Origin of the sequence: Streptomyces sp. SID13726, assembly GCF_010548375.1 — a bacterium.
Taxonomy (GTDB): Bacteria; Actinomycetota; Actinomycetes; order Streptomycetales; family Streptomycetaceae; genus Streptomyces.
On sequence record NZ_JAAGLY010000211.1, the window covers coordinates 1 to 562 of the forward strand.

General features: G+C 76.5%; 1 pseudogene. It reads left to right on the forward strand.

What is annotated here, in order from left to right:
• Positions 1–364 (forward strand): annotated as a pseudogene (locus G3I78_RS47225) (alkyl hydroperoxide reductase); the annotation flags it as partial.
• Positions 365–562 lie beyond the last annotated feature (198 nt).

The following is a 562-nucleotide window of genomic DNA, read 5'->3' on the forward strand; positions in this document are numbered from 1 at the left end:
GCCGCTGTGGCTCGACGTCCCGTTCGTCCCGGCGCCGGGGCATAAGCTCGACGACCGGTTCGGCCCGTCGACGGAGCTGCGCGTGAGCGCGACGCCGCCCGAGCTGCTGCTGTCCGGGGACGGGACCGGCGTCGAGCTCGGCCGCGACCTCGTCATCAACCCGGAGGTCCGCGAGGGCGTGCTGCACGTGACCGCGCGGGCGGCGTCGTGCGACGTCGTCCCGCTCGGCCCCGACGGCGAGCCCGACCCAGACGTGTTCCCCGCGTGCCACCTCGCCCAGCAGGACTGGGGCGTCCCGGTCCGCGTGGTGGACCGCGGCGAGCCGGGCGACGTCCCGTCCCTCACCCTCCCGCTGCGGGGCTGAGCGACGTCGTCGAACCCGGGAATGCTCCCCAGCGAGACCTGCTCGTGAGGAACGACCCAGGGTTCGGCGCCGGGCGTCAGCCCCAGGTGAGGAGCTCCTCGCCGTGGGCGGCCCAGGCGCCCACCTCCGCGAGGGGGGTCACGTCGTCGGGGGCGGCCTCGAGCGCGACGACGGGGCACACGGCCGACCGGCCGCCGT